Source organism: Mesorhizobium sp. LNHC221B00 (assembly GCF_000502935.1).
Lineage (GTDB): Bacteria > Pseudomonadota > Alphaproteobacteria > Rhizobiales > Rhizobiaceae > Mesorhizobium > Mesorhizobium opportunistum.
Genome location: NZ_AYWR01000019.1, coordinates 18,261 through 37,320, shown reverse-complemented (window position 1 = coordinate 37,320; position 19,060 = coordinate 18,261). Strand labels below are relative to the sequence as shown.

The window sequence follows — 19,060 nt, the reverse complement described above, 5'->3', positions numbered from 1 at the left end:
CGACTATCCTCCCGATGTCCGCGAGGTACCGCGCTCAGCGAGCGGCCCGCGGCTGGGGGAGCCCATGAGCAGGAACGCGACATCGTCCGTCTCGCCGCCACCGGCCCAAGCTCCCCGCCTTTTGTCTTTTCCAGCCGCTTCGACGATCTTCACCTGCACTGCGGTGCTGCTGCTGGCCGGCTGCCAGAAGCAGGAGGCGGCGGCCAAAAAACTGCCCATCATGGTGCGCACCGAGACGGTGGCGATGGCCGACTATGCCCCGAGAACCTCGCTGACCGGCGTGATCGCCGCGCGCACGCTGAACAATCTGTCGTTCCGGGTCGGCGGCCGCGTCGCCGAGCGGCTCGTCGATGTCGGCCAGCATGTCGACCAGGGCACGGTGCTTGCCCGCATCGACCCGCAGGAGCAGGAATCCGACCTGCGTTCGGCACAGGCCGATCTCGATGCTGCGCAGGCGCAGCTGACCCAGTCCGTCGCCGCTTTCGAGCGGCAGAAGACACTGCTGGCCCAGGGCTTCACCACCCGGCGCGACTACGACGCGGCCGACCAGGCGCTGAAGGTGGCGCAAGGCAGCGTGGATGCCGCGCGGAGCGCGTTCGCCGATGCCCAGCAAAACCTGTCCTTCACCGAACTCAAGGCAGGAGCCGCCGGCGTGATCACCGCCCGCCAGGTCGAAACCGGCCAGGTGGTGCAAGCGGCGCAAACCGTCTTCACCGTCGCCGAGGACGGCGACCGCGACGCGGTGTTCAACGTGCAGGAGACGCTGGTCGCCAGGACACCCGCCTCGCCTGCGGTGACGATCACATTGTTGTCCGATCCACAGGTCAGGGCGACGGGCAAGGTCCGCGAAATTTCGCCGGCGGTTGATCCGGCCTCCGGTTCGGTCCGGGTCAAGGTTGGCATTCCCGACACGCCCGCCGGCATGCCGCTGGGGGCAGCCGTCATCGGCTCGGTCAGCGCCAAACAGGCGAAGGCTATCCTGCTGCCCTGGCAGGCGCTGACGTCCAGCGCCGGCAAGCCGGCGGTCTGGATCGTCGACCCCTCGACCAAGGCGGTGACGATGGCGCCTGTCGAGGTGCTGGCGTTCGGTTCCGGCACGGTGGCGATCGCCAAGGGACTGGACGAGGGCCAAAGCGTCGTCACCGCGGGCGGACAGTTGCTTAGCCCTGGACAGACCGTCGAAATATCCGGAGCGGGGCAATGAGCCGGCTGCCATCCGTCCTGCTAGGCCTGTTCATGTTGGGCGCGGTCGCGTCCTGCTCGAAATCCGATGAAAAGCCACCGGAGATCATCCGGCCGGTGCTGTCGATGGTGGTCGAGCCGCGCACCACGCAGATTTTCGGCTTTGCCGGCTCGGTCGAGCCGCAGGTCAGCGCCGACCTTGCTTTCCGTCTGCTTGGCCGGGTTGTCTCGCGCGACGTCAAGGTCGGCGACATCGTCAGCAAGGGCACGACGATCGCCACGCTCGATCCGACCGCGCTCGAGCTCGCTGTCCAGGCGGCCAAGGCGGAACTCTCCAACGCCGAGGCGCAGTTTGCCAACGCAGCCGCCAGCGAGGAACGACAGCGCCAGCTGCTTGCCTCGGCCAACACCACGCAAGCTGTCTTCGATGCCGCGCAGCAGGCACGCAAAGCGGCCGAGGCCAATGTGGAGCGGGCCAAGGCTTCGCTTGCCAAGGCGCAGGAACAACTTGGCTATGCCAGGCTATTCTCGGATTTCGACGGCGTCGTCACGGCCGTCGGCGCCGAGGTCGGCCAGACGGTCTCGCCCGGCCAGACGGTCGTCACCGTTGCGCGCTCGGATCTGCGCGAGGCGGTGGTCGACATTCCCGACCAATTGACCGGCGATCTTGCGGCCGGCACGCCGTTCCAGGTCATCCTGCAATCGCTGCCGACGATCCAGACCGAGGCCAAGCTGCGCGAGGTCGCGCCGCAGTCCGAGGGCTCGACCCGCACCCGGCGCGTCAAGCTGACGCTCACCGATCCGCCGCAGGCCTTCCGGCTCGGCTCGACGGTGACGGCGACGCGCATGACCAAGGTGACGCCGACGATTGAACTGCCGCTGTCGGCGCTGCTCGAAAAGGACGGTGCCGACAAGGTGTGGATCGTCGACCCGCAAACATCGAGCGTAAGCGCGAAAGAGATCAAGTTGGCCGCCAAGGGCGCCGCCACCTTCATCGTCGCGGAGGGGCTTGAGGCCGGCATGCGCGTGGTCACCGCGGGCGTCCACAGCCTGAGCGAAGGCCAGAAGGTCAAAGTGCCGGAGGGCGGCGTCTGATGAAGGGCTTCAATCTCTCCGACTGGGCGCTCAGCCACCGCTCCATGGTCTGGTATTTCATGCTGGTCTTCGTCGTGGCCGGCGTGTTCTCGTACCTCAACCTCGGCCGTGAAGAAGACCCCAACTTCACCATCAAGACGATGATCATCCAGGCCAACTGGCCGGGCGCTTCGGTCAAGGAAACCGTGCAGCAGGTGACCGACCGCATCGAGAAGAAACTCGAGGAACTCGACAGCCTGGACTTCACCAGATCGGTCACCACCGCCGGCCAGACCGTCATCTTCGTCAACCTGAAGGACACCACCAAGGCGCGCGATGTGGTGCCGAACTGGATTCAGGTGCGCAACATGGTCAACGACATCGCGGCGCAGTTTCCGCAAGGTGTGAAAGGACCGTTCTTCAACGACCGCTTCGGCGATGTCTACGGCAATATCTACGCCTTCACGTCGGACGGGCTGACGCCGCGCCAGCTGCGCGACTATGTCGAGGACGCCCGCACCAAGATCCTCACCGTGCCCAATGCCGGCAAGGTCGATCTGGTCGGCGCGCAGGACGAGGCGATCTATCTCGAATTCTCGACCCGCCAGATCGCGGCACTCGGCCTCAACCAGCAGGCGATCGTGGCGAGCCTGCAGGCGCAGAACGCCATCACGCCGTCCGGCGTCATCCAGTCCGGACCGGAGCGCATCAGCGTGCGCGTCGGCGGCCAGTTCACCTCCGAGGACAGCCTTCGCGCCATCAATCTGCGCGTCAACGACCGCTTCTTCCGGCTGAGCGACGTGGCGACGATCACGCGCGGCTATGCCGATCCGCCAACAGCGCTGTTCCGCTTCAACGGCCAGGACGCCATCGGGCTCGCCATCGGCATGAAGCCCAACGCCAATCTGCTCGAATTCGGCGAGGCGCTGCACAAGGAGATGAACAAGGTGCTGGCCGACCTGCCGGTCGGCGTCGGCGTGCATCTGGTCGCCGACCAGCCGGTCATCGTCGAGGAGGCCGTCTCCGGCTTCACCCGCGCGCTGTTCGAGGCGGTGGCCATCGTGCTCGCCGTGTCGTTCATCAGCCTCGGCATGCGCGCCGGCTTCGTGGTGGCGCTGTCGATCCCGCTGGTGCTGGCCATCACCTTCACGGTCATGGCCTATCTCGGCATTTCGCTGCAGCGTATTTCGCTGGGCGCGCTGATCATCGCGCTCGGGCTCCTGGTCGACGACGCCATGATCGCCGTCGAGATGATGGTGGCGCGGCTGGAGGTCGGCGACAATCTGCGCAAGGCGGCGACCTATGTCTACACCTCGACCGCCTTCCCGATGCTGACCGGCACGTTGGTGACCGTCGCCGGCTTCATCCCGATCGGCCTCAACAACAGCGCGGCCGGCGAATACACCTTCACGCTGTTCGTCGTCATCGCCGTTTCGCTGCTGGTGTCATGGATCGTGGCGGTGCTGTTTGCGCCGCTGCTCGGCGTCACCATCCTGCCGGCGACGATGAAAACCAAGCATCACGACCAGCCGGGCCGCTTCACCTCGCTGTTCCGGCGGGTGCTTGTCGGCTCGGTGCGCCATCACTGGCTGACCATCATCGCTACGGTGCTGTTGTTTGCTGGCTCGATCGCCGGCTTCGGCCTGGTGCAGCAGCAGTTCTTCCCGCCATCAGACCGGCCCGAGCTGATCGTCGACTGGAACCTGCCACAGAATTCGTCGATCGCGGATACACGCGACCAGATGGAGCGCTTCGAGCAGCGGGCGCTGGTCGGCAATCCCGACATTGATCATTTCTCGTCCTACATCGGCCAGGGCGCGGTGCGCTTCGTGCTGGCCTATGACGTGCAGCCGGCCAACCCCTATTTCGGCCAGACCGTCATCGTCACCAAAAGCATCGAGGCGCGCAACCGGGTAAAGCCGGCGCTGGAAAAGCTGCTGCGCGAGGAGTTCGTCGGCACCGACGCCTTCGTCAAGCTGCTCGAACTCGGCCCGCCGGTCGGCCGCCCGGTGCAATACCGCGTCGGTGGACCCGACATCCAGACGGTGCGCGAGCTGGCGCAGCAATTCGCCGGCGTGATCTCGGCCAATCCGAGGCTCGCCGCGTCGACCTTCGACTGGAACGAGCCGCAACGCGTGCTGCGGGTCGACGTGCTGCAGGACAAGGCACGCCAGCTCGGCATCACCTCCTCCGACATCGCCAGCGCGCTGAACAGCACGGTCGGCGGCGCCACCATCACGCAGGTGCGCGACGCCACCTATCTGATCAATGTCGTGGCGCGCTCACGCGATGCTGAGCGCGGCTCGATCGGGACGCTGCAGAACATGCAGCTGCCGACCAGCAGCGGCGAGGCCATCCCGCTCGCGGCTGTGGCCAATTTCCGCTACGACCTCGAACAGCCGACCGTGTGGCGGCGCGATCGCATTCCGACGATCACCGTGCGGGCCGGCCTGGTCGGCGATGTGTTGCCGGCCACGGTGGTCAACGAACTCAAGCCATCGGTGGATGCCTTCATCGCCAAGCTGCCGCCAGGCTATTCGGTCGAAACCGCCGGTTCGGTCGAGGAGAGCGCCAAAAGCCAAGGTCCGATCGCCGCCGTGGTGCCGCTGATGCTGTTCGTGATGGCGACCATCCTGATGGTGCAATTGCAAAGCTTCCAGCGCCTGTTCCTGGTGGTGGCGGTGGCGCCGCTCGGGCTGATCGGCGTGGTGGCGGCCCTGGTGCCGAGCGGCGCCCCGCTCGGCTTCGTTGCCATCCTGGGCGTGCTGGCGCTGATCGGCATCCTGATCCGGAACTCGGTCATCCTGATCGTGCAGATCGAGGATCTCGTGCGCGAGGGCAAGGACCGCTGGGCGGCCGTCATCGAGGCGACCGAACACCGCATGCGGCCGATCGCGTTGACGGCGGCGGCAGCCAGCCTGGCGCTGATCCCGATCGCGCGCGAAGTCTTCTGGGGGCCGATGGCCTATGCGATGATGGGCGGCATCATCGCGGGTACCGCGATCACGCTGCTGTTCCTGCCGGCACTCTATGTGACGTGGTTCCGGATCAAGGAGCCGAAAGCCCGGGATGAGCCACCCGTTCCAGATATCAGCGAACCAGTGCAAACTCCGGCCTAGGACGTAACCGGATCATTCATTGTCGTTGGAGGGTACAGGGAGTGATTTGGCGCGCTGCCACGGTGACGATTTTGAGCTGCGCCAAGCATGCCAGCCCTTTGGCAAATCGGCCAATTCCAGGATGCTTTCATCCCGCCGCAAAACATTTTGCAAGCTGACGAGCATTATCTCGCGTTCGTCCCAATCTCGAGTGTCGCTGCTGTGGAATTGGCAGCTGCCACCTTCATCGCTGTAGCTATCGTCGTCATCAGCTTCATGCACAACGTGTGCGATCCAATCGCCACTTTTAAATATGCCTCGGTCCGATAGCACCGCCACGTTGGGTGGGTCTGCAAATCTCCATTGCTCCATGGAATCCCCCCAAGACCGTCGATCTGTGCACAGAAGAACGAATTCAAACGGTCCTCACGAACCCCTCGCTCGCCCTCAGCAGATTGCGCGTATAGTCCTTGGTGACATGGCGCTCGACGAGATCGCTTGCGGTCAGGTTCTCCACCGCCTCACCGCTTTGCATCACCATCAGCCGCTCGCACATATGGGTGATGATGGCGAGGTCGTGGCTGACCATCAGGAAGGTCAGCTTGCGCCGCCGGCGGACCTCTTCCAGCAAATTGAGCACTTCCGCCTGCACCGAGGCGTCGAGCGCCGAGGTCGGCTCGTCGAGCAGCAGGATCGAGGGTTCGAGGATCAGGGCGCGCGCGATCGCCACGCGCTGGCGCTGGCCGCCGGACAATTGATGCGAGTAGCGGAAGCGGAAACCGTTGCCGAGGCCGACCTCGTCGAGCGCCCGCTGGATACGATTTTCGCCGTCCGCAAAACCATGGATGGCCAGCGGCTCCTGCAGCAGGCGGTCGACGGTCTGGCGCGGATGCAGCGAGCCGTACGGGTCCTGGAAGACCATCTGCACCTCGCGGTAGAAAGCCTTGTCGCGGCGCGTGCCAAGCGTCTTGCCGTTGACGGCGATGTTGCCGGAAGCGACCGGCGCAAGGCCTGCGATCGCCCTCAGCAACGTCGATTTGCCGGAGCCGGATTCGCCGACAAGACCGAAGGATTCGCCCGGCTGCACGTCAAGACTGACGCCCTTCAGCGCGCGGAAGCGGTCGAAGATCACCTCCAGCCCGTCGACGGCGATCGCTGATGTCATGCCGCCCACTCCGGCTTGCGGTCGAGCACCGGCAGCGGGTGACGATCGGCGCCGATCTTGGGCATGCAGTTGAGCAGGCCGCGCGTGTAGGGATGCCGGGCTTGACCGAGTTCGGAGGCCTTGAGCTGCTCGACCACCTTGCCGGCATACATGACGATGACGCGGTCGCAGAAGGACGAGACCAGACGCAGATCGTGCGAGATGAAGATCAGGCCCATGCCGCGCTCGCTGACCAGCCGGTCGAGAATGCCGAGCACGTCGAGCTGCACTGTGACGTCGAGCGCCGAGGTCGGTTCGTCGGCGATCATCAATTCCGGTCCGGCGATCAGCATCATGGCGATCATGGCGCGCTGACCCATGCCGCCGGACACTTCGTGCGGATGCAGGTCGAACACCCGCTTGGGGTCGCGGATCTGCACCGCCTCCAGCATGGCCAGCGCGCGCTCGCGCGCCTCGGCCTTGGAGACCTTCTCATGCGTGCGCAGCGTCTCGACGATCTGGCGGCCGATGCTCATCACCGGGTCGAGTGAATATTTCGGATCCTGCAGGATCATGGCAATGCGGTTGCCCCGCAACGTGCGGCGTTGGCGCGGCGAGATGCCGAGCAGGTCGATGCCGTCGAAGGCCAGCTTGTTGGCCGATATGCGGGCCTGGGGCGGTGTCAGTCCCATGATGGCGCGGCCGGTCTGCGATTTGCCCGAGCCCGACTCGCCGACGATGCCGAGGCGCTCTCGGCCAAGCGAGAACGAGACGCCGCGCACCGCCTCGATCAGGCCGGTGCGGGTCGGAAAGGTGACGCGGAGATCGTCGACCTCAAGCAGCGTCTTCGTCTCCCTGTTCATTGCTCGCCACTCATTGGTCACCACTCATTGGTCGCCACTCATTGGTCGCCGCTCCGGGGATCGAGCGCGTCGCGCAGGCCATCGCCGAGCAGGTTGAAGCCAAGGCTGACGATAAGGATGGCGAAGCCCGGCGCACCGGCCACCCACCATTGGTCAAGGATGAAGCGACGGCCAGACGCGATCATGGTGCCCCATTCGGGCAATGGCGGCTGCGCACCGAGGCCGAGGAAGCCGAGGCCGGCGGCGGTCAGGATGATGCCGGCCATGTCGAGCGTCACCCTGACGATCAGCGAGGAGATGCAGAGCGGCATGATGTGGCGCAGCACGATGCGAAACGGCGAGGCGCCCATCAGTTGCACCGCCTTGATGTAGTCGGAATTGCGAACGGTGAGCGTTTCAGCGCGGGCGATGCGCGCGTAAGGCGGCCAGGAGGTGATGGCGATGGCAAGCACCGCGTTCTCGATGCCTGGGCCAAGGGCGGCGACGAAGGCCAGTGCCAGGACCAGCTTGGGAAAGGCGAGAAAGATGTCGGTGATGCGCATCAGGATGGCATCGGTCCAGCCGCCGGCATAGCCGGCGACGGTGCCGACCAGAAGACCGATGGGCGCCGCGATGATGGCGACCAGGATGACCACATAGAGTGTCCAGCGCGAGCCGTAGAGAATGCGCGAAAGGATATCGCGGCCAAGATCGTCGGTTCCGAACCAGTGCTCGGCGCTCGGTGCCAGCAGCCGCGCGTTCTTGAGGTCGCCGAAGGTCGGCGAATAGGGCGCCAGCACGCCGGCAAGGGCGGCAATAACCAGCAAGGCGATGATGATGAGCAGGCCGACAAAGGCCAGCCGATTGGCGGAGAACCGCCGCCAGGCGACATAGGCGCGGCCGAGCCTCGCCTGCATGCGCGATGCCGGCCGCTCACTGAGCAGCCAGTCGCGCCGGCTCTGGATCGTGTCGGCGCTCATGCGGATTTGGTCCTCGGATCGAGGACGCGGTAGAGCAGGTCGGACAGGAGATTGATGGCGATGAACACCGAGCCGATGACGATGGTGCCGCCGAGCACGGCGTTCATGTCGGCATTCTGGAGTGAATTGGTGATGTAGAGGCCGATGCCCGGCCAGGAGAAGACGGTCTCGGTCAGCACCGAGCCTTCGAGCAGCCCGGCATAGGAGAGCGCGATCACTGTCACCATCGGCACGGCGGCATTGCGCAGCGCATGGCCCCAGATGATGCGGGTTTCCGACAGACCCTTGGCACGCGCGGCGACGATGTATTCCTGGGCGAGTTCGTTGAGCATGAACGAGCGCGTCATACGACTGATATAAGCGAGCGAAAAGTAGCCGAGCAGCGAGGCCGGCAGGATGATGTGCCGGAAAGCGTCGTAAAAGACATCCCACTGTCCCTGCATCGCCGAATCGAGAAGATAAAAGCCGGTGATCGGTGTGAAGGTGTATTCGTAGACGACGTCGAGCCGGCCCGGAAAAGCCACCCATTGCAACTTGGCGTAGAACAGGACGAGCCCGAGCAAGCCGAGCCAGAAGATCGGCACGGAATAACCGATCAGGCCGATGACGCGTACGATCTGGTCGATGAGGCTGCCTCGCCTGACCGCTGCCAGCACGCCAAGCGGTACGCCAAGCAGCGCGCCGATCAACGTTCCGAGCGTCGCCAGCTCAGTCGTTGCCGGAAGCGCGCGACGGATGTCGGTCATGACCGGATTGGTGGTCAGTACCGAAGTGCCGAAATCGCCACTCAACGCGTGTTTCACATAGATGTAGAACTGCTCGATCAACGGCAGGTCGAGACCCATCTCGCGGCGCGTGCGTTCGACGACATTGGCCGGCGCCCGGTCACCGAGCACCGCCAGCACCGGGTCGATCGGGATGACGCGGCCGATAAAGAAAGTCACCGCGAGAAGACCAAGATAGGTCGTCACCGCGATGACCAGGAAGCGGCCGAGCGACGACGCAAGTGCATAGGCGCGGGCACCGCCGCGCCCGCCCTCGTTTTCTACTGCGCTCATGCTGCGCGACCGCCGGCGTTATTCCTTGGCGACCGGCCCGACGAAGTTGGTGTCGAAGCTCGGGCCGAGGGCAAAGCCCTTGAGGTTCTTGCGCAGGCCGGCCACTTCCAGTTGCTGGTGGATGATGACGAAGGGGCTGTTGTCGAGGATCTTCTTCTCAAGATCCTTGTACATATCGGCGCGCTTGGTCGAATCCTTCTCCAGCAGAGCCGCCTCTGTCTGCTTGGTCAGGTCCGGAATGTCCCAAGAGTTGCGCCAGGCAAGCGTATGTGACTTGCCGGCATCAGAATTGTCGGGATTCGAGGCGAAGGTCTGGGCATTAGAGTTCGGATCGAAATAGTCCTGGCCCCAGTTGCCGATATAAATGTCATGATTGCGGGCGCGGTACTTGGTCAACGTCTGCTTGCCGTCGCCCGGAATGATCTCCAGCTTGATACCGGCCTGGCCGAGAGTCTGCTGGATCGATTCGGCCATGCCGGTCGTCGGCTGGCCGGTGCGCACGTCCATGGTGACGCTGAAGCCGTCGGGCAGGCCGGCCTTGGCCAGCAACTCCTTGGCTTTGGCGACGTCGAGCTTGAACGGGTTCTCGTCCAGTTCGCCGAGCACGCCCTTGGGCAGGAAGGTCTGGTGGATCTCGCCGATGCCCTTGAGGATGGTCGAGCTCAGCGCATCGTAGTCGACGAGATATTTGAAGGCCTGGCGAACCTCTGGTTTGGCCAGATTCGGGTTCTTCTGGTTGAGGCTGATGTAGTAGACCGTGCCCTTCGGCGCGCTGGTAGTGGTGAGGTCGGCGTTCTTGGCGATCGCGTCGAGGTCGTTCGGCTCGAGATTGCGGGCGACGTCGATGTCGCCGGCTTCGAGCGCCAGGCGCTGGGCCGAGCTTTCCTTCATGTTGCGGTAGATGACGCGGGCGAGCTTGGCCTTCTCGCCGTAATAATTATCGTTGCGCTCCATGACGACAGCTTCGTTGGCGCGCCATTCACGCAGCTTGTAGGCACCGGAACCGGCATAGCCGGTCTTCAGCCAGGCGTTCCCAAAGTCGTTGTCCCATTTGTAGTCGGCGCTCGGCGTGGCCGCGGCGACATGTTCCTTCACCAGCTTGGCATCGACCACCGAAGCGACGGTTGCCGAGAGGCAGTTCAGCACGAAGCTCGGCGCATATGCCTTGTCGACGGTGAACTGGAAGGTGGTGTCGTCGACCGCCTTGGCCTTTTCGGTGACGTTGTCGCCGCTGATGCCGAACTGACCGATGATGAAGGCCGGGCTCTTGTCCAGCTTGACGGCGCGCTCGAACGAATAGGCGACGTCGGCCGCGGTGATCGGGTTGCCGGAGGCGAACTTCAGGCCGGGCTTGAGCTTGAATGTGTAGGTGAGGCCATCGTCGGATACGGTCCAGCTCTCGGCGAGATCGGGCTTGACCTTGGAGGTGTCGTTGAGATCGAGACGGACCAGCAGATCGTAGGTGTTGCCGGTGACCTCGGCGGTCGACAGCTCGAACGCCTCGCCCGGATCCATGGAGATGATGTCGTCGATCGCAAAACCTTCGACCAGCGTATCTGCGGGCGTGACCGCACCTGCCGGCGCGCCGGCCAGAAGCAGCGCGGACATGGCGGCACCCGCAAGCAAGATGCGGGAGCGTAGAGCAAACTTTTCCATCATCATGGTGATTGTTCCCTGTTTTGTTGACCTGAGTTCCCGGCTCAGGGTTGCAGTATTCTTTTCGGGGCCGGCCATGGCCCCTGCCCACTTACCGTCGTGGTTTTTGTCCAGTTGGTCAACACCATATTCGGCGGCCCGTTGGTGGGCAACGCGCATTTATGCGACGGTTCATTGGACCAGAATGGCAGGCGGCATGGCGACGCACTGGTCGCCCAATCGAGGCCTGCCAATTTCGGCGCTATTTCAGCGCGGTAACCAGGCCGGCGTCGGGAAAGCAGGTCGCCGCCTGTCCGTTCTTGGCCTGCCATTTGCCGATCGAACGGCGGGTCTTGAAGCCGGGCAGGCCGTCGGCGCTGCCGACGTCATAACCCTTGGCTTGCAGGGTCCGCTGCAGGGCGGCTATGTCGGAGCGGTGGAGATCGCCGACCGGACCCCAGCCGCCGGAAAAATTGGAGTCGCCATGGGCGATGCGGTCGGCGCCATGGCCGATGAACAGCGCGTAGAGGTCGCTGGTGTTGTATTCCTTCAGCACGTAGAAATTGGGCGTGGCGATGAAGGCAGGCCCGCTGCGGCCGGCCGGCATGAGCAGGAAGCCCTCGGCGTTCAGCTCGCTCGCCGGAAACGGCTTTCCGCCGACACGCTTGATGCCCAGCGCTGCCCATTGCGAGATCTTCTTGCCTTGGTCGGGGCCTTCCAGCGAACAGGAGACCGTCTCGGGCACGGTCACCTCGAAACCCCAGCCACGGCCCTTCACCCAGCCATAATGGACGAGATAGTTGGCGATCGAAGCCAGCACGTCCGGCGTCGAGTTCCAGATGTCGACGCGTCCGTCGCCGTCAAAATCGACAGCATGCTTCAGGAACGAGGTCGGCATGAATTGCGGCTGGCCGAGTGCGCCGGCCCAGGACGATTTCATCGCGCCGACCGGCGCGAGCCCGCGCTCGACGATTTCGAGCGCGGCCAAAAGCTCGGTGCGGAAGAAATCCTTCTTGGTCGACATGAAGGCCTTGGTGCCCAGCACCTCGAAGGCGTCGTAAGGCATCTTCGCCGCGCCGAAGCCGGTCTCGCGGCCCCAGATCGCCAGCAGGATTTCGCCGGGCACGCCATAGCGTTTTTCGATCGCGGCAATCGTCTTAGCGTTGGCGGTTTCGCGCGCGCGCGCCCCCGCTGTGACCGCGCCAATGGTCTTCTCGGCGAAATAGGCACCGGGCGAGCCGAATTCGGCCTGATGCTGCTTCTGCGGCGTCTTCGGCTTCTCACCTGGCATGACAAGGTCGGGCAGCTTCAGATTGGGTTTGATGCCGTCGAAGGCGGCGTCGAAGGTGTTTTTCGAGATGCCTTGGGCCTTGGCTTGCGGCCAGAGGTCGTCCTGCAGCCAGGCGCGGAACTGGTCGTCGATCTTGGCAGCGGAGGCTGGTGTGGCGAGGAAGGCAAGCGCAGCCACGAAAAATGCCAGACAAAACCGGCGAAGTCCGCGTTCTGTGGCGCCCCCCTCTGGCCTGCCGGCCATCTCCCCCTCAAGGGGGGAGATCGGTTGTTGTCTTTGCCTTCGCCAATCGCCGACGTAGCAGGAAGAGCGCCGCCGATGAAACGGCCAATCTCCCCCCTTGAGGGGGAGATGTCCGGCAGGACAGAGGGGGGTGCTTGGCACAAACTTCGAACGCGCAACATTCATGATCCGCATCCTCTGCCGCACCTTCGTCAAAACGCCGTCCGCGACCTAAGCGCAGCCGCCAGCGTGCCTTCGTCGAGATAGTCGAGTTCGCCGCCGACCGGCACGCCATGCGCAAGGCGCGTCACCTTGATGTCGAAGCCGGACAATTGGTCGGTGAGATAGTGCGCGGTGGTCTGGCCCTCGACCGTGGCGTTGACGGCAAGGATGATTTCCTTGACCTCACCACCGGCGACGCGGTCGATCAACGAGCGGATGTTGAGCTGGTCGGGGCCGATGCCGTCGAGCGGCGACAGCGTGCCGCCGAGCACGTGATAGCGCACGTTCATCGCCGCCGCCCGCTCCAGCGCCCAGAGATCCGACACGTCCTCGACGACGATCAAGGTGGTGGCATCGCGGCGCGGATCGGTGCAGATCATGCAAGGGTCTGACGTGTCGACATTGCCGCAGGTCGAGCAGATGCGCACCTTGTCGGCGGCCTCGCCCATGGCGGCGGCGAGCGGCGACAGGAGTTGCTCCTTCTTCTTGATCAAGTGCAGTGCCGCACGCCTGGCCGAACGGGGACCAAGACCCGGCACCTTGGCCAGGAGTTGGATCAGGCGTTCGATCTCGGGACCGGCGATTCGTTTCGACATCGCCTTGATCTAGGATTTTTCAGCGCGTTTTGGAACATCCCGCGGCAACGCATGACGCCCCATGCTGCCATGCGACGCGGATCAATTGGTTTCGAGCGGCCGGCCCTGGCTGACGATCATCGCACCTATGGCGTCGGTGTTCTCAGGTGTCGACTGGAATCCCATCGACGCCTCTTGCGGTTCGCCCTGAACCGAACTGATGATTTTTTTGTTCAAGGTCCCGCCAAAACGGGCGGCATCCGGTTCTTCCATCGGCTCCTGCATCGCAACTTCCACCGGCTTCGGCGCCACGCGGGCGGACTTCGCCGAGGGGGCGGCGGCCGCGGTCACGTAGGTCTGCTGGGCGGTGGCCATCTTGAACGGGCGCGCCGGTTCGACTGCCGCAGTCGCATAGGCCCGTTGTATTGGGGCCTGTTGTATTGGGGCCTGTTGCGTTGGGGCCTGCTGTGTCTGAGCATTGCGAACAAGTTTCCTGTCCGAGCGAACCGGCTCCGCCGAGGCAACCATCGTGACCGGAACGGCCGGCTTTTCTGTCTCCACCGAGGCAACCATCGGCTCATCGGGCAGCGGCTGCCAATTGCGGCCACGCTTCTCGTAGAAGGCATTGCCGCCGGCAACCATGGTGTAGTGCATGTTCTTGTAGGGGAAGCGCAGCCCCGCCGTGTGGAAGTACATGGTGTTCTTGAGCTTGGCCTTGCGCTCGCCCTTGAGCACGGCGTCGGCGGCTTCCTCGACATCGGGCATTGCGCGCGAATTCATCGGCCTGGTCATGACGCCGGGCGCGAACTGTCCAGGCTCGCCCACCACCTGGCAAATGGTGCTGCCATGGTTGCCGGAGCGCAGCCGGTTCATCACCACGGTGCCGACGGCGATCATGCCGTCGCGGCTCGAGCGGTTGGATTCGAAGAACATCGCCCTTTCCAGGCATTCCCTGTCCTTCGGCGTGTGGCTGTAGGCGCGCGAACTGAGGAAACTCGGCGTGATGGCGTCAGTCAGGCTGGCAACGGACATGCCGTGCGACGTGGTCTGGCTGCATGCAGCCAAGAACAGCGGAGAGGTAACGACGCCGAGCAACAGCGGCGCCTTCCATCGCGTGACAATCAACAGGTAACCCTCTCACTTCACTTCGATGCCCGCCCCCAGGCTGCGGCAAGAATGAGACACTTTCGGGCGAAATGATGGCCAAAACGTTATTAGCAGGGTACTGTTGCATAATTAGCACAATTTCTTGGCTTTTCAGATAGATCGAGCCATCGTTTCACAAAACCGATGACCGCTTTCCCTCTGTTTCGCCGCAATTCGAAGGGGAAATCCCGAATCACGCTGTTCCTGGACCGCTCTATCGTCCTGCCGCCACCACGGCCGGCTGGCCGGGCTCGCGTTCCTCGACTTTCTCCGAAAACAGGCCGCGTGCGAGGAAGAGCCTGCGAGCGTTCCTGGCCGCCGGCGCGATCCTACCCGGCCAGTCGCTGTGGATGAACTCGGCCTTGGTGAAGTCGGGATTTGTTTCGGAGGCCGCCTCGAGAAATTCGGCGATCTCCAGCACGACCGAGCGCTCCTCCCTGGAAAGCGCCGACGTGCCAGCCTCGATCGACGGGCGGTGGACGAAGTCCTCGAACAAGTAGAAATAACCCTTGATGCCGACGAGATCGACGCCTGCATCGCAATCGGCGAGGATTTCCAGGATTTCGTAGATCCTGTTGCGGATACGCTGCTCGATCAGTCTTTCGGACGGCTCTTTGGTCATGGAGCTGCGGCCGGACCTAGAACGGCAGTTTCATTCCCGGCGGAATCGGCAGGCCGGCGGTCAGCGCCTTGGTCTTTTCCTGCATGATCTGCTCGACCTTGACCCTGGCGTCATTGTGCGCAGCGAGCAGCAGGTCCTCGAGGACCTCGACATCGTCCTCCTTGAACAGCGACGGATCGATCTTCAGCGATTTCATCTCGAATTTTCCGGTCAGGGTGACGCTGACCAGGCCGCCGCCGGACTGGCCGGCGGCTTCGACCGTGGCAATCTCGTCCTGCATGGCCTGGAACTTGGCCTGCATTTCCTTTGCCTTGCCCATCAGGCCGAGAAGATCTTTCATGATCCGATCCTTGTTCTTGGTTGGTCGGGGTTCTTGGTTTGTCAGGCGTCGTCGTCATCCGCCGGCGGTTCGACCGGCACTTCGGCTTGGTCCGCGTCCGCTTCCGGCGCGTCGGGAATGCGCACGTCGATGATCTTGGCACCGGGAAAGCGCGCCAATATGGCGGCCACGGCCGGATCGCTCTTGGCATCGAGGAAAGCGTTCTCGCGCCTGGTCGATTCCATTTCGGCGAGCGTCTGTCCGCCCTCTTCCTTCGACAACGAGACGAGCCAGTTGCGGCCGGTCCAGGCGCGCAATTTCATCGTCAGGTCGTTGAGCAGCATCTTGGGCGCATCGTCGGTCAGGCTGACGTCGATACGGCCGGGCTCGATGCGCACGAGGCGAATGCAGCGCTTGACCAGCACCTTGAAGGCGATGTCGCGCTGCGCATCGGCAAGCGCAACGATGTCGGCCAGCGATTTCAGTGGTACCGGCTGAGCCTCCGGTGCCGGCTGCGGAGGTGCTACGAAGGCGACCGGCGCAGGGGTGGCCTCGACCAGCCGCATGGTCTGTGCACCGCCCTGCCCGGATGGCATGCGGGTCTGCGCGACCGCGCTGGCGCCGCCACCGTTACCCGGACCCGCGGGCGCGCCGTTCGGGCGCGATGCGCCATTTTGAACCGGCGTGGCGCCCTCGAGCGATCGCAGCGCCTCGTCCAGTGTCGGCAGGTCGGCGGCATGCGCCAGCCGGATCAGCACCATTTCGGCGGCGCTGACCGGCCGGTTGGAGGACTGCACCTCGGGAATGCCCTTGAGCAGCATCTGCCAAGTCCGCGACAGCACCCTGACCGACAGCGTCCGGGCGAAGTCGGCGCCGCGCTGCCGCTCGTCCTGCGACAGCGAGGCGTCGTCCATGGCGGTCGGCACGAACCGCAGCCGGGTGACCAGATGGTTGAACTCGGCAAGATCGGTCAGCACCGCGGCCGGATCGGCGCCGGTGTCGTATTGCGCGCGGAATTCGGCCAGGGCCGCCGCCACATCGCCTTTCATCACATGTTCGAACAGATCGACGATGCGGGCGCGGTCAGCGAGGCCCAACATGGCCCGTACCGCCTCGGCGCTGACGGAGCCCGCGCCATGGGCGATCGCCTGGTCGAGGATGGAGAGCGAATCGCGGGCGGACCCCTCGGCGGCGCGCGCGATCATCGCCAGCGCGTCGTCGTCGACCGAAATGCCTTCCTTGCCGGCAATCGAGGAGAGATGCGCGACCAGCGCGCCGGCATCGATACGCCTCAGGTCAAAACGCTGGCAGCGCGACAGGACGGTGATCGGAACCTTGCGGATTTCGGTGGTGGCGAAGATGAATTTCACGTGCGGAGGTGGTTCCTCCAGCGTCTTCAAAAGGCCGTTGAAGGCCTGCGTCGACAGCATGTGCACTTCGTCGATGATGTAGACCTTATAGCGGGCCGAGACCGGCGCGTAGCGCACGCGTTCGATGATGTCCCGGATGTCGTCGATGCCGGTGTGCGAGGCGGCGTCCATCTCGATGACGTCGACATGGCGGCCTTCCATGATCGCCTGGCAATGCTCGCCGAGCACGGCAAGGTCGACCGAGGGCTGATCAACGGTGGCGGTCTTGTAGTTGAGCGCCCGCGCCAGGATGCGCGCGGTGGTGGTCTTGCCGACACCGCGCACGCCTGTCAGCATCCACGCCTGGGCGATGCGGCCGGTGGCAAAGGCGTTGGTGAGGGTGCGCACCATCGGCTCCTGGCCGACGAGCTCGGAGAAATTCGAGGGACGGTACTTGCGCGCCAGCACGCGATAGGCAGCGGCCTTTTCATTTCCCGCTTCGCTCATTCGCCCGTAAAGCTCCAAAAGGCTGCGCCCGAAGGCGGCCGATTCCTGCGCATAGTCTCGCCCGCGCTGCAATGCGTCGTCAATGTCGCGAGGAGGGCCGATGAGGTGGGAGGCTGGAACAATGACCCGTTCCGGGCTCGTTAGGGCTGCTTCCTTCCGGACCTGACCCGGTTGGCGAGTGGATCGTCCACCACCAACCTCCCGCTGTCCATATCGGCAATTGCGCGACGAAATGCAAGTGCGCAAGCGAATCGAGACCATCCCCAAGAGATTCGCTTGCAGCCCCGATGCAGCCGCTCTAGCCTCATGAGTTTGAGGAAACCAAGAAAAGCAAGGGAAACGCCGATGTTGCCGGGCCTCAAGGCCGGATTCACGCTGGATGCCCGGCTGGAGGCGGACAGCGAACAGTTGATGTGGCTTGGGCTGTGCGAATTGCGGGTGATGAACGACCGCCGCTGGCCATGGCTGCTCCTGGTGCCGCAGCGGCCGGGCGCGGAGGAAATCCATGACATGACCCCGCTCGACCAGGCGATGCTGACCTTCGAGACCAACATGGTGGCGCAAGCGCTGAAGAAGGTGACCGGCTGCACCAAGATCAACACCGGCGCGCTCGGCAACATCGTGCGCCAGCTGCATATCCATATTGTCGCCCGTTCCGAAGGCGATGCCGGCTGGCCAGGCCCGGTGTGGGGCCATGGCCTGCGCGAGCCCTACCAGCGTTCCGAGCTGCGCCGGTTTGCCGAAACGATAAGGGCGGCGCTATAAGCGTTTCCCTGTATTCATCCCAAGACATGTCATCCCCAAAGCATCAGAGTCCCCATGAGCTTCAGCCTGTTTGACGCGCCCTTGCGCGAGCCGAGCCAGTTCGTCGGCTTTGCCGGCAACACGATCGACCGCCAATCCGAAAACCGCGCCGACGATTCGGTCGACAAGGCGCTTGCCGATCCGACGACGCGGCTGCTCCTGATGAATGGCGGCCGGCTTCATCTGAAGCTCCATGAAGGCGGCAGCCTCGATCCCTGGTTCGGGCTCGCCGAGAGCGAGCCTTTCAAGCCTGCCTTCGACCAAGGCGTCCTGCTCGGCTTTTCCGAACACGGGCCGGTTGTCGCCGTGCTGGCCGGCGTCGATCCCGAACAGCTGCCCGAAACCGTCAAGGCGATCGACTACCGCTCGGTCTACATGCAAGGGCTGATCGACGAAGCGGCCGCCGGCGCGATGGCGCAGGGCGCCGCCCTGCTTGCCTGGCATGCCAGCCATCGCTTCTGCAGCAAATGCGGCACGCAATCGGAAATGCGGGCCGGCGGCTACAAGCGGCATTGCCCTAATTGCGGCACCGAGCATTTCCCGCGCACCGACCCGGTGGCGATCATGCTGACGGCGACCCGGGAGAAATGCCTGCTTGGGCGCGGCGCCCATTTCGCGCCGGGCATGTATTCCGCACTCGCCGGCTTCATCGAGCCGGGCGAGACGATCGAAGCGGCGGTGCGCCGCGAAACGCTGGAGGAAGCCGGCATCCGGCTCGGCCGCGTCGTCTATCATGCCAGCCAGCCCTGGCCGTTTCCCTATTCGCTGATGATCGGCTGCTTCGGCGAGCCGCTCAACGAGGACATCCAGGCCGACCTCAACGAGCTGGAAGACTGCCGCTGGTTCGGCCGCGACGAGGTGCGCCTGATGCTGGCCCGGGAACATCCCGGCAATCTGGTCACGCCACCGAAAGGCGCCATTGCGCATCACCTGATCCGTGCCTGGGTGGACAGCGAATAACGAATACCGAAAGTCGTTGCAGGAGAGGCA

Annotated in this window: 17 protein-coding genes and 1 other RNA gene; 5 read left to right on the top strand and 13 right to left on the bottom strand. The window is 64.1% G+C overall.

Features of this window, described 5'->3' with window-relative positions; all coding sequences use genetic code 11:
- Positions 1-64: 64 nt before the first annotated feature.
- From X741_RS144740 to X741_RS144750, 3 genes are read left to right on the top strand one after another with little or no spacing between them, the layout of a single operon-like run.
- On the top strand, positions 65-1,204 hold the full coding sequence (locus tag X741_RS144740; RefSeq protein ID WP_031250307.1) for an efflux RND transporter periplasmic adaptor subunit: 1,140 nt from the start codon (positions 65-67) through the stop codon (positions 1,202-1,204).
- Positions 1,201-2,277: an efflux RND transporter periplasmic adaptor subunit gene (locus X741_RS144745; RefSeq protein ID WP_023779423.1), complete on the top strand. Its 1,077-nt coding sequence runs from the start codon at positions 1,201-1,203 to the stop codon at positions 2,275-2,277. Before X741_RS144740 ends, X741_RS144745 begins: the two co-directional genes overlap by 4 nt.
- The gene (locus X741_RS144750) at positions 2,277-5,375 is read left to right on the top strand and encodes an efflux RND transporter permease subunit (RefSeq protein WP_023779422.1); all 3,099 of its coding nucleotides are present in this window, start codon (positions 2,277-2,279) and stop codon (positions 5,373-5,375) included. Before X741_RS144745 ends, X741_RS144750 begins: the two co-directional genes overlap by 1 nt.
- A gap of 12 nt (positions 5,376-5,387) precedes the next feature.
- On the opposite strand, the gene X741_RS1000000169980 is transcribed toward X741_RS144750, so the two are convergent.
- The 13 genes from X741_RS1000000169980 to ffs form a co-directional block, all read right to left on the bottom strand.
- The gene (locus tag X741_RS1000000169980) at positions 5,388-5,726 is read right to left on the bottom strand and encodes a hypothetical protein (protein ID WP_156937933.1); all 339 of its coding nucleotides are present in this window, start codon (positions 5,724-5,726) and stop codon (positions 5,388-5,390) included.
- A 43-nt stretch (positions 5,727-5,769) separates the two neighbouring features.
- Positions 5,770-6,519 carry an ABC transporter ATP-binding protein gene (locus X741_RS144760; protein ID WP_031250306.1) on the bottom strand — a complete coding sequence of 250 codons (750 nt, stop codon included), beginning with the start codon at positions 6,517-6,519 and terminating at the stop codon, positions 5,770-5,772.
- Positions 6,516-7,361 (bottom strand): ABC transporter ATP-binding protein, encoded by an 846-nt coding sequence (locus X741_RS144765; RefSeq protein WP_023779419.1) that lies wholly within the window; start codon positions 7,359-7,361, stop codon positions 6,516-6,518. The genes X741_RS144760 and X741_RS144765 overlap by 4 nt, the downstream gene beginning before the upstream one ends.
- Positions 7,362-7,399: 38 nt before the next feature.
- Positions 7,400-8,320 carry a nickel transporter permease gene (nikC, locus tag X741_RS144770; RefSeq protein WP_023779418.1) on the bottom strand — a complete coding sequence of 307 codons (921 nt, stop codon included), beginning with the start codon at positions 8,318-8,320 and terminating at the stop codon, positions 7,400-7,402.
- Positions 8,317-9,378 (bottom strand): ABC transporter permease, encoded by a 1,062-nt coding sequence (locus tag X741_RS144775; protein ID WP_023779417.1) that lies wholly within the window; start codon positions 9,376-9,378, stop codon positions 8,317-8,319. Before X741_RS144775 ends, nikC begins: the two co-directional genes overlap by 4 nt.
- Before the next feature lie 18 nt (positions 9,379-9,396).
- Entirely contained in the window at positions 9,397-11,040 is a 1,644-nt protein-coding gene (locus X741_RS144780; protein ID WP_031250305.1) for an ABC transporter substrate-binding protein, read from the bottom strand.
- A 235-nt stretch (positions 11,041-11,275) separates the two neighbouring features.
- Complete coding sequence (locus tag X741_RS144785; protein WP_031250304.1) at positions 11,276-12,547, bottom strand: lytic murein transglycosylase; 1,272 nt, start codon at positions 12,545-12,547, stop codon at positions 11,276-11,278.
- 191 nt (positions 12,548-12,738) lie between these two features.
- Entirely contained in the window at positions 12,739-13,344 is a 606-nt protein-coding gene (recR, locus tag X741_RS144790; RefSeq protein WP_023779414.1) for a recombination mediator RecR, read from the bottom strand.
- 81 nt (positions 13,345-13,425) lie between these two features.
- Positions 13,426-14,448 (bottom strand): cell wall hydrolase, encoded by a 1,023-nt coding sequence (locus X741_RS144795; RefSeq protein ID WP_023779413.1) that lies wholly within the window; start codon positions 14,446-14,448, stop codon positions 13,426-13,428.
- Positions 14,449-14,683: 235 nt separating this feature from the next.
- Positions 14,684-15,091 carry a hypothetical protein gene (locus X741_RS144800; RefSeq protein WP_023779412.1) on the bottom strand — a complete coding sequence of 136 codons (408 nt, stop codon included), beginning with the start codon at positions 15,089-15,091 and terminating at the stop codon, positions 14,684-14,686.
- A gap of 16 nt (positions 15,092-15,107) precedes the next feature.
- Positions 15,108-15,431 carry a YbaB/EbfC family nucleoid-associated protein gene (locus X741_RS144805; RefSeq protein WP_013891305.1) on the bottom strand — a complete coding sequence of 108 codons (324 nt, stop codon included), beginning with the start codon at positions 15,429-15,431 and terminating at the stop codon, positions 15,108-15,110.
- Positions 15,432-15,472: 41 nt separating this feature from the next.
- Positions 15,473-17,266, bottom strand: a complete 1,794-nt coding sequence (locus X741_RS144810; protein WP_023779411.1) for a DNA polymerase III subunit gamma/tau — start codon at positions 17,264-17,266, stop codon at positions 15,473-15,475.
- Between the two features lie 105 nt (positions 17,267-17,371).
- Positions 17,372-17,468, bottom strand: an RNA gene (gene ffs, locus X741_RS1000000168870) — signal recognition particle sRNA small type.
- Positions 17,469-17,611: 143 nt separating this feature from the next.
- Here ffs and X741_RS144815 point away from each other — a divergent pair.
- Both X741_RS144815 and nudC read left to right on the top strand, forming a co-directional pair.
- On the top strand, positions 17,612-18,031 hold the full coding sequence (locus X741_RS144815; RefSeq protein WP_013891307.1) for an HIT family protein: 420 nt from the start codon (positions 17,612-17,614) through the stop codon (positions 18,029-18,031).
- A gap of 54 nt (positions 18,032-18,085) precedes the next feature.
- Positions 18,086-19,030, top strand: coding sequence for an NAD(+) diphosphatase (gene nudC / locus X741_RS144820; RefSeq protein WP_023779410.1), 945 nt, complete (start codon positions 18,086-18,088; stop codon positions 19,028-19,030).
- Positions 19,031-19,060 lie beyond the last annotated feature (30 nt).

Coding starts and splice junctions, on each gene's coding strand:
- X741_RS144740 (WP_031250307.1), top strand. CDS start 65: ATGAGCAGGAACGCGACATCGTCCGTCTCGCCGCCACCGGCCCAAGCT.
- X741_RS144745 (WP_023779423.1), top strand. CDS start 1,201: ATGAGCCGGCTGCCATCCGTCCTGCTAGGCCTGTTCATGTTGGGCGCG.
- X741_RS144750 (WP_023779422.1), top strand. CDS start 2,277: ATGAAGGGCTTCAATCTCTCCGACTGGGCGCTCAGCCACCGCTCCATG.
- X741_RS1000000169980 (WP_156937933.1), bottom strand. CDS start 5,726: ATGGAGCAATGGAGATTTGCAGACCCACCCAACGTGGCGGTGCTATCG.
- X741_RS144760 (WP_031250306.1), bottom strand. CDS start 6,519: ATGACATCAGCGATCGCCGTCGACGGGCTGGAGGTGATCTTCGACCGC.
- X741_RS144765 (WP_023779419.1), bottom strand. CDS start 7,361: ATGAACAGGGAGACGAAGACGCTGCTTGAGGTCGACGATCTCCGCGTC.
- nikC (WP_023779418.1), bottom strand. CDS start 8,320: ATGAGCGCCGACACGATCCAGAGCCGGCGCGACTGGCTGCTCAGTGAG.
- X741_RS144775 (WP_023779417.1), bottom strand. CDS start 9,378: ATGAGCGCAGTAGAAAACGAGGGCGGGCGCGGCGGTGCCCGCGCCTAT.
- X741_RS144780 (WP_031250305.1), bottom strand. CDS start 11,040: ATGATGATGGAAAAGTTTGCTCTACGCTCCCGCATCTTGCTTGCGGGT.
- X741_RS144785 (WP_031250304.1), bottom strand. CDS start 12,547: ATGGCCGGCAGGCCAGAGGGGGGCGCCACAGAACGCGGACTTCGCCGG.
- recR (WP_023779414.1), bottom strand. CDS start 13,344: ATGTCGAAACGAATCGCCGGTCCCGAGATCGAACGCCTGATCCAACTC.
- X741_RS144800 (WP_023779412.1), bottom strand. CDS start 15,091: ATGACCAAAGAGCCGTCCGAAAGACTGATCGAGCAGCGTATCCGCAAC.
- X741_RS144805 (WP_013891305.1), bottom strand. CDS start 15,431: ATGAAAGATCTTCTCGGCCTGATGGGCAAGGCAAAGGAAATGCAGGCC.
- X741_RS144810 (WP_023779411.1), bottom strand. CDS start 17,266: ATGAGCGAAGCGGGAAATGAAAAGGCCGCTGCCTATCGCGTGCTGGCG.
- X741_RS144815 (WP_013891307.1), top strand. CDS start 17,612: ATGTTGCCGGGCCTCAAGGCCGGATTCACGCTGGATGCCCGGCTGGAG.
- nudC (WP_023779410.1), top strand. CDS start 18,086: ATGAGCTTCAGCCTGTTTGACGCGCCCTTGCGCGAGCCGAGCCAGTTC.